Origin of the sequence: Chroococcidiopsis sp. CCALA 051, assembly GCF_003015105.1 — a bacterium.
Classification (GTDB): domain Bacteria; phylum Cyanobacteriota; class Cyanobacteriia; order Cyanobacteriales; family Chroococcidiopsidaceae; genus Chroococcidiopsis; species Chroococcidiopsis thermalis.
The window spans coordinates 1-4,223 of sequence record NZ_PYCI01000232.1 but is presented as its reverse complement, the minus strand read 5'-3'; the positions used below and the strand labels follow the sequence as shown (position 1 = coordinate 4,223).

4 protein-coding genes are annotated in these 4,223 nt (G+C 46.5%); 1 reads left to right on the top strand and 3 read right to left on the bottom strand.

Features of this window, described 5'->3' with window-relative positions; translation table 11 throughout:
* Positions 1 to 82: 82 nt before the first annotated feature.
* From C7Y66_RS29930 to C7Y66_RS29920, 3 genes are all read right to left on the bottom strand, one after another.
* The gene (locus C7Y66_RS29930; protein ID WP_015156756.1) at positions 83 to 271 is read right to left on the bottom strand and encodes a hypothetical protein; all 189 of its coding nucleotides are present in this window, start codon (positions 269 to 271) and stop codon (positions 83 to 85) included.
* A gap of 320 nt (positions 272 to 591) precedes the next feature.
* On the bottom strand, positions 592 to 1,137 hold the full coding sequence (locus C7Y66_RS29925) for a late competence development ComFB family protein (protein ID WP_015156757.1): 546 nt from the start codon (positions 1,135 to 1,137) through the stop codon (positions 592 to 594).
* A gap of 90 nt (positions 1,138 to 1,227) precedes the next feature.
* Positions 1,228 to 2,211 carry a M23 family metallopeptidase gene (locus C7Y66_RS29920; RefSeq protein ID WP_106548319.1) on the bottom strand — a complete coding sequence of 328 codons (984 nt, stop codon included), beginning with the start codon at positions 2,209 to 2,211 and terminating at the stop codon, positions 1,228 to 1,230.
* 173 nt (positions 2,212 to 2,384) lie between these two features.
* Here C7Y66_RS29920 and C7Y66_RS29915 point away from each other — a divergent pair.
* A partial coding sequence (locus C7Y66_RS29915) for a cation:proton antiporter (protein ID WP_106548318.1) occupies positions 2,385 to 4,223 on the top strand: 1,839 nt, incomplete at its 3' end.

The window sequence follows — 4,223 nt, the reverse complement described above, 5'->3', positions numbered from 1 at the left end:
GGGTATGGGTGACAAGGAAGCGATTCTATCCACTATCCACTATTCACTATCCACTAGCCACTAGCCACTTACCAATTACCCATTACCACTCCCTAAAAGCTAGTTGTTGTCGGAGATCGCGGGGAAATATGACCTTCATTAAGGAGGATTTGGGATTTTCTACGACCCGATAACTGGGCTTCGCAGGTTCGTGACCGATCGGTACACCGACTCCAAGCAACAACTTGACGCACATGGTAATTGCGATCGCTAACATCAGCTTTTCTAACATTGCCTTTGTCCCCCACAACCACTAGCTGTACTTCACTTACAGTCACAAAACCGAGCGCCGACTTGAAACAACTGAAATCTAATTGCCAGAATTCTTTAGATATTTCTAGTTTGCCTATTTCCATCCTAAGATAGAAGCAAATCATAATACTATCTTAATATTTTCTTGGCTTTAGATGAAGATAGATTAAACTTAGTTCCGTCAAGCGATTGACAAGACTAATTTGTCTCCCACGTTAACGGTGGAAGACAATCTACGATCTGTCATTGGCAGTCTGTATATTTGTTTTTGGCAATTAGCAATTAGCTATTAGCGATTGGCTAAGAAATCTGTTGCTCGAAGTTAGGTGCGTAGGCTTGGAGTAGCATACTGACTTGTTTCACTACCTCTTTACCACCACTACTTTTACCGAGGGCTTGGCGTTCTGGGAAGAATTCGGGTCGGTCTAAGCTGCGGGCGATCGCTTCATCGATTTGTTGTACAATTAGCGCTGCCAGTTCTTCTTTTGCCCGCTGGCGCTGGTAATTAGCACCTTCTTCAGTCGTAGCATATAGGGGAGGAAGACGATTGAGTGCATAGGCAGCGATATCACCTACGTCTAGACTGTGACCACTGGTAACTTTAATTTCTGCTACCCGTGCGATAACTTCAGTCAGCACTAACTCTTCCATGACGTTGATAAATTGTTTGCGCTGCACCGCTACAACTTCGCCAGTCAAGAGCGAACCCATCAACTTATCTAACGCCATATACTCTTCTATGGAAAGCTCGGAAGCAGTGTCACAGATTCTACCCACCTCTGCTTCCATGGCTGGTGTTAAATAGCCATCTTGAAGGGCTTGCTCGACAATTTGTTGAATGCTCATAACGCTGCTTTACCTATTTTGCTTTCCTATAGTTAAACTAACCCTGGATTGATTTTGCCCTGCTACAGCACAAAAATTAGCACCCTAAGTCTAATTCATTCCTTGTTCCCGCCAAGTTGTCGGATCGACTGCTTCCCCTTGAACGTAAAATCCCCAATGCAAATGGGGTCCAGTTGAAGCCCCCGTCGAACCTACCGCGCCAATCGGTTGTCCGGCTCTAACAATATCTCCTTCTCTGACATAGATTCGGCTTAAGTGCAGGAAAACACTCGTTACTCCTTGACCGTGATCGAGTCCAATTATATTACCGTGAACTCGAAACCCTTGAGATTCTAAACCGATTAAGGAAACTCGCCCTGCGGCAGGCGCAACTACGGGAGAACCTACCGGACCTGCATAGTCAACGCCACGATGGTAGTAATCTTTAGCAAATTTGCCATTGTAATAGCGCCGCACTCCGTAAATCGTGCTGACTCTGCCGCGATTGGGCTTAAGAAAAGGACCATTCCAAAATTTTTGCGGGGTAACGAGCGATTTAAAAGCTTTTACCCGACTCAGTTCGAGTTCGGTTGCTTCTAGCCCAGCCTTCCCGGGTCGAAAGTTGATCCTCTGCACGGGAAATTTACGATTTGCCACCCATACGGCTATATTTCTAACTTTACCTTCACTGCTGATCTGAATCTCTCTTTTTCCTACTTTTTGTAAAGGTGTGGTAGGAACAAAAGCGCGAAATACACCAGGAGCAATGGCGAAAGCTGGATAAGTTTTGCGATTGACAGTCACGATAGGGCTGACGTTGACATCGGGATTGTTTGGTCTGACGACTACCGACAGCGTGTCGCCTAAATGAGGCTTAGTGGGAGCGACCCGTACCTGCAAGGCTTTTGCTGGCAAGGCTGAGACTAAGGCAATACCCAGTGAGAGTAGAAAGCAGTGGAGAATTGGTAATTGGTAATTGGTAGTTGGTAGTTGGTAGCTGGTAGTTGGTTGACCGCTCCCTTGTCTCCCTTGTCCCTTGCTTTCCGGCTCTCTGCTCCCTGCTCTCTGCTCCCTGCTCCCTGTTAATTGATTCATATACTCGCAAAAGTCCAGACTGATTGACCAACTAGATTAACTTTATGGTCTCGATCCCCTATGAAAGCTGTATCGAGTTTTTACAAAAGTAGATATGTTGTAATCGCTCCCAAATAAACTTAAAACTTCTGTATGCTGAAGTTTATATACCTTAATAGTTCTTTTATAAGTTTGTGCAGGAAGATTTTAGATTAATAGTTGACTTGGTTTTGGTTTTGGCAGTAGCGGCAGGCGGCGGCTTACTGGCGGCGTTGTGCCGTCAACCAGTACTGCTAGGCTATTTGCTGGGTGGCATGGTTGTAGGACCAGCTGGACTAGGACTGATTAAGGAGTTAGTTCAAGTTGAAACTCTCGCTCAATTTGGCGTTGCCTTTCTGCTGTTTGCCTTGGGTGTAGAGTTTTCATTTGCTGAATTAAAAAAAGTGCAGGCGATCGCCCTTGGCGGAGGAGGATTGCAGATTGCTCTCACAATTCTGGTCACGGTGTTGGTCTGTGGAGTTGCAGGAGCTTGGGAAATCTTACCTGCTAAGGGCGTATTTTTGGGGTCAATTTTATCTTTATCTTCTACCGCTGTCGTCCTCAAGTGCCTGATGGAACGAAACGAAACGGCGAGTTCTCACGGACAGGTGATGTTGGGAATTCTGGTCGTCCAAGATTTAGCACTGGGATTGATGCTGGCAGTTTTACCCGCACTAGACCAACCGCCGCAGTTAATTGGTATAGCGGTAGCAGCAGCACTGCTGCGAATTGGTTTATTTGCTGCTGGAGCTGTTGCCGCAGGAATTTGGCTGATTCCTCCTCTATTACGCCTGTTGGCACGAACTGAAAGCAAAGAATTATTTTTACTAGGAGTCGTAGCGCTGTGTCTGGGAATTGCTCTATTAACAGAGCATTTGGGGCTATCGATTGAAATGGGGGCGTTTGTCGCCGGATTAATGATTTCTGAAGTGGAGTATGCCGACCAGACTCTAACTTATGTTGAGCCACTGCGAGATATATTCGCGACGCTGTTTTTTGCCGCGATTGGAATGCTGATCGATCCCGTGTTTTTGTGGCAAAACTTGGAGTTAATTTTAGGGCTGGTGGCTTTGGTTTTTGTGGGTAAGTTCGCAATTGTCATGCCCTTAGTCATGCTTTTCCGTTACCCATTGAAAACAGCTTTGATTGCGGGATTAGGATTAGCTCAGATTGGAGAATTCTCGTTTGTATTAGCGAGTGAAGGGCGATCGCTCGGTTTGGTGTCCCGTCCCGTCTACCTGCTGATTTTAGGTACGACTGCCGTTACGCTCGTTCTTACGCCTTTCGTGTTGCGACTCGTGCCAAAGTTATTGGAATTACCTTGGTTGAAAAAATTCATCGAGGGGCAAGATTTACCACTCGAAATTTCAGCCAACACGCCTCAACAAAATCACGTTGTCGTCTGCGGTTACGGGCAGGTTGGGAAAAACTTAGTGCGCTTATTACAAGAACGCGATCGCCCCGTAGTCGTAATCGACCAATCAGAAAGCCGAATTCAGCAAGTCCGCGAGGCGGGCGTACCCTATGTATATGGCAATGCAGCTAGTTTACACGTATTAGAAAAGGCAGGTGTCGAACGAGCTAAGTCGCTGGCGATCGCCCTACCCGATCCGATGAGCAGCCGCCTGTGTCTAAAGCGGGCGTTAGAATTGTCACCCGATCTCGATGTGGTAGTACGGGCAACTAAGGATAAAGATATTGAATTACTCTATCAGTTGGGGGCGAGAGAGGTCGTACAGCCCGAGTTTGAAGCGAGTTTGGAGCTAGCCAGTCATTTGCTAGCACAGATTGGCTTAGCACCATTTTCGATTCAGCAAGAAATGCAGCAAATTCGCAACCATCATTATCTAGAGTTACGTCCAGAACAAACGGCGGCTCAAGTTTCGCGTGAATTGCAGCAGGCTACTCAAGATTTAAATAGCCGTTGGTACGCCTTACCAGCAGGTTCGCCACTCACGGGTATGACGCTAGAAGACTGTCTCTTATACACATCT